The organism is Streptococcus sp., from assembly GCF_041802885.1.
Taxonomy (GTDB): domain Bacteria; phylum Bacillota; class Bacilli; order Lactobacillales; family Streptococcaceae; genus Streptococcus.
Genome location: NZ_JBHCHN010000076.1, coordinates 1 through 4140, shown reverse-complemented (window position 1 = coordinate 4140; position 4140 = coordinate 1). Strand labels below are relative to the sequence as shown.

Sequence of the window (4140 nt, the reverse complement as noted above, 5' to 3'; positions counted from 1 at the left end):
TGTACGAAGCCATTGAGGACGGAGTGGAGCTCATGGGCTACACCTGGTGGGGCTGTACGGATTTGGTTTCAGCTTCGACTTCTGAAATGTCCAAACGCTACGGCTTTGTCTATGTCGATGCGGATGATCAAGGTCAGGGAACCTTTGACCGCTCTCGCAAGGATTCCTTCTTCTATTACAGGGACTTGATTGCCTCTAATGGAGCCAATGTACTCTAAAAGGACCAAGAAGTTCAAATCAAGGAGGGACTCATGCTTTCCATAAAAGAAGATTGTTTTATAGCTGTTCATACCTCTCTTAGAAATAGCCACATTGCTGGAGAAGAAGTTCTGGAGGTAGTCAAAACGGAAAAAATCAACCAGCCAGATGAAAATACCTATGCCAAATTAAAGGACAATTTCTTTCATAATGGGACCATCGAAGTTGATGTTTACAGCCAATTACTAGAAGATGCACCAGATTATGCCAGGGGCTTTATCGGCCTGGCCTTTCGGATTAGAGAAGATGACAGTAGCTTTGAATCCTTCTATATTCGGCCAACCAATGGACGGACTGATGACCCGGTAAGGTCTCAGCGAGCCATCCAGTACTTTGCTTACCCAACCTACACCTTTGATTATTTCAGAGAACGGGACATCAAAGACTTTGAAGGACCGGCTGATATTGGTCTTTCGGAGTGGATTCGGCTCAAGGCTGTGGTCAAGGGTGACAAAGCAGACTTTTATGTCAATGGTGACTTGGTCTTACAGGTACAGCAACTGAAACTTGGAAAAGATGCCAGCGGTTCAGTCGGACTCTTTGTGGATATTGGGACCAGAGGTTACTTTAAAAATCTTCAAGTAACGGCCGAGGATGAACAAGTATGTCTGAGAATATAGATAGAGAGACAAGTATATGACAAAGACATTTTATTTGATGCGACATGGCCGAACACGCTTTAATGAACAGGGGCGCATTCAAGGGGCCTGTGATTCTCCCTTGACAGAAGAAGGCATTGCCCAGGCCAGATTAGCCAAGGTTTATTTTGATCAAGAGGGGATTCAGTTTGACAGGGTCTATTCCTCCACCCAGGAGCGGGCTTGTGACACAGCTGAGTTGGCAACAGGGCGCACAGATTACATTCGCCTAAAGGGGATCAAGGAGTGGGATTTTGGCTCCTTTGAGGCCCACCAAGAATACCTCAACCCCAAACTCTTTCGCGAGGACGGCTCGGGCTATCAAGATTATTTTGTAGCCTATGGCGGGGAATCCAATGTTCAGGTGTACAGCCGCATGCGAGATACCATTAGGGATATTTTAGAGGAGACTGCTGAGGATGAGACCGTCCTTTTGATCAGCCATGGTGGGGCAATCGGTCAATTCTTTCGGAATGTCACCAAGAATCCGCCTCAATTAAACAGGCGAATCAGCAACTGTGCTATTTTCAAAATAAACTATAACCGGGCTGAATTTGAGGTGGAATCCATCTATGACCCCATTGACAAGAGTTTTATCTATGAAAGGGGAAACGAATGAGCAAAACACTTTATCTGATGCGACACGGAGAGACCCTTTTCAATGTGCAAAAACGAATCCAGGGCTGGTGCGATTCGCCTCTGACAGCAGCGGGAGAAGAGCAGGCCAGACAGGCCAGGACCTTCTTTGAAGGGGAAGGCATCCAATTTGACCGCCTCTATGCTTCCACCTCTGAACGGGCCAGTGACACCCTAGAGCTGGCCTCAGGCCGAACCGATTACCAACGCCTCAAGGGCTTGAAGGAATGGAATTTTGGCCGAATGGAGGGCCAGCAGGAATACCTGCATCCCAACCGCCGGCCCGACCAAACCTCCCATGAAGACTTTTATGTCCTCTATGATGGGGATGGGGTCAATGATGTCCAGCAGCGCATGGCTGAAACGGTTGGGATAATTTTTGAGGACCTGGAGGAGGGCCAAGTAGCTCTGGCGGTCAGCCATGCTGGGGCCATCATGCAATATTTTCTCAGCCTCAAACTGGAACAGCACCCTGAATTGCATTTTAGCAACTGCTGTATTTTTCACTACCAGCTGACCGATGGACAGATGGCCTTGGTCAGAATCATCGATCCCGTTTCAGGGCAAATTTATCAATAAAAAAATCGTCCCATGATAGACATGGAGACAAAAAGGAGACAAGATGACACAATTAAAACCATTTCCAGACGGATTTTTATGGGGCGGCGCAACAGCTGCCAACCAGTGTGAAGGAGCCTACAACGTAGACGGCCGTGGACTGGCCAATGTGGATGTCGTGCCCATTGGCGAGGACCGCGGAGCCATCATTACTGGCCGCAAGAAGATGTTTGATTTTGAGGATGGCTATTTCTACCCAGCCAAGGAATCCATCGACATGTACCATCATTTCAAGGAAGACATCGCCCTCTTTGGCGAAATGGGCTTCAAAACCTACCGCCTCTCCATCGCCTGGACTCGTATTTTCCCTAAAGGGGATGAGGCTGAGCCAAATGAAGCAGGCCTGAAATTCTACGAAGACCTCTTTAAAGAATGCCACAAGTACGGTATCGAGCCTTTGGTGACCATTACCCACTTTGACTGCCCGATGCACCTGATTGAAACCTACGGTGGCTGGCGCAGCCGCAAGATGCTGGGCTTCTATGAAAATCTCTGCCGGGCCCTCTTTACCCGCTACAAGGGTCTGGTCAAATACTGGCTAACCTTCAATGAAATCAATATGATTCTCCACGCGCCATTTATGGGGGCAGGCCTTTGCTTTGAAGAAGGGGAAAATGAAGAGTTGGTCAAATACCAGGCGGCCCACCATGAGCTGGTGACTTCTGCCATTGCAACCAAAATCGCCCACGAAGTAGACCCAGAAAACAAGGTCGGCTGTATGTTGGCTGCGGGCCAATATTACCCAAATACCTGCCATCCGCGCGACTACTGGGAAGCCATGCAGGAAGACCGTGAGAATTATTTCTTCATCGATGTGCAATCCCGTGGAGAGTATCCAAACTATGCCAAGAAGAAGTGGGAAAAACTGGGACTGGAACTGGAAATGACTGAGGAAGACCTGGCCCTGCTCAAGGAGCACACTGTCGACTTCATTTCCTTCTCCTACTATTCAAGCCGAGTGGCCTCTGGCGATCCAGCCGTGAAAGAAAAGACCCAAGGTAACATCTTTGCCTCCATCAAAAACCCTTATCTGGACGCATCCGAGTGGGGCTGGCAGATTGACCCATTGGGCCTCCGTATCACCCTCAACGCCATCTGGGACCGCTACCAAAAACCAATGTTCATCGTAGAAAATGGTCTTGGTGCTGTCGACACTCCAGATGAAAATGGCTATGTCGCTGATGATTACCGCATCGATTACCTCCGCGCCCATATTGAAACTATGAACCAAGCCATTCATGAGGACGGCGTGGTTCTCTGGGGCTACACCACTTGGGGCTGTATCGACCTCGTATCAGCCGGCACGGGCGAAATGAAAAAACGCTACGGCTTCATCTATGTAGACCGTGACAATGAGGGCAACGGAACCCTCAAACGCTCCAAGAAAAAATCCTTTGACTGGTACAAGAAGGTCATCGCCTCAAACGGCAGCGATATTGAGTAAGAAACAGGCCATTTGGCCTGTTTTGACTTTTATCTGACACTTTGCTAAGCTAAGAACAAGGAGGGCAACAAGGATGAAAAAGTGGTGTTGTTTGCTAGGTCTGATTCTATTAGTAGCCAGCATGGTCTTATTGGTTCGGCATTTTCCAACTCCCCAGCAGGACTATGGAGTCTTTATCGGGATGGAAAAGAAAGACCTGCTTCAACTCTCCAAATCCTATCAGACCTTGGTTTTGGATGCGACCAATCTAGACAAATCCGATGTCAAACAACTTCATTCCAAGTCTCATCAGGTTTTTGCCTACCTCAATGTTGGAGCCCTGGAAATATCCAATTCCTTCTATCAAGCTTTCAAGGATTTGACCTTCAAACCCTATGACAACTGGCCAGATGAATCCTGGCTAGATGTGACGGATTCAACTTGGCAGGATTTTCTGGTTCACCAGTTAGCGCAACATTTGAAGGACAAGGGGGTGGACGGCCTTTTTCTGGACAATCTGGATGTCTATGACCATGACCACCGATCAGAAGTATATGCTAGTCTAGT

6 protein-coding genes are annotated in these 4140 nt (G+C 48.1%); all 6 read left to right on the top strand.

The genetic code is table 11. The annotated features are described in order from the left end of the window. Positions 1–218: family 1 glycosylhydrolase (locus ACEYCN_RS10090; RefSeq protein ID WP_373714150.1), on the top strand; the 218-nt coding region annotated here is incomplete at its 5' end. 33 nt (positions 219–251) lie between these two features. Then, entirely contained in the window at positions 252–878 is a 627-nt protein-coding gene (locus ACEYCN_RS10085; RefSeq protein ID WP_373714149.1) for a hypothetical protein, read from the top strand. Positions 879–894: 16 nt separating this feature from the next. Continuing rightward, the gene (locus ACEYCN_RS10080) at positions 895–1515 is read left to right on the top strand and encodes a histidine phosphatase family protein (protein ID WP_373714148.1); all 621 of its coding nucleotides are present in this window, start codon (positions 895–897) and stop codon (positions 1513–1515) included. Next, positions 1512–2111 (top strand): histidine phosphatase family protein, encoded by a 600-nt coding sequence (locus tag ACEYCN_RS10075; protein WP_373714147.1) that lies wholly within the window; start codon positions 1512–1514, stop codon positions 2109–2111. Before ACEYCN_RS10080 ends, ACEYCN_RS10075 begins: the two co-directional genes overlap by 4 nt. A 43-nt stretch (positions 2112–2154) precedes the next feature. Next, on the top strand, positions 2155–3594 hold the full coding sequence (locus ACEYCN_RS10070; RefSeq protein ID WP_373714146.1) for a 6-phospho-beta-glucosidase: 1440 nt from the start codon (positions 2155–2157) through the stop codon (positions 3592–3594). 73 nt (positions 3595–3667) lie between these two features. Then, a partial coding sequence (locus tag ACEYCN_RS10065) for an endo alpha-1,4 polygalactosaminidase (protein WP_373714145.1) occupies positions 3668–4140 on the top strand: 473 nt, incomplete at its 3' end.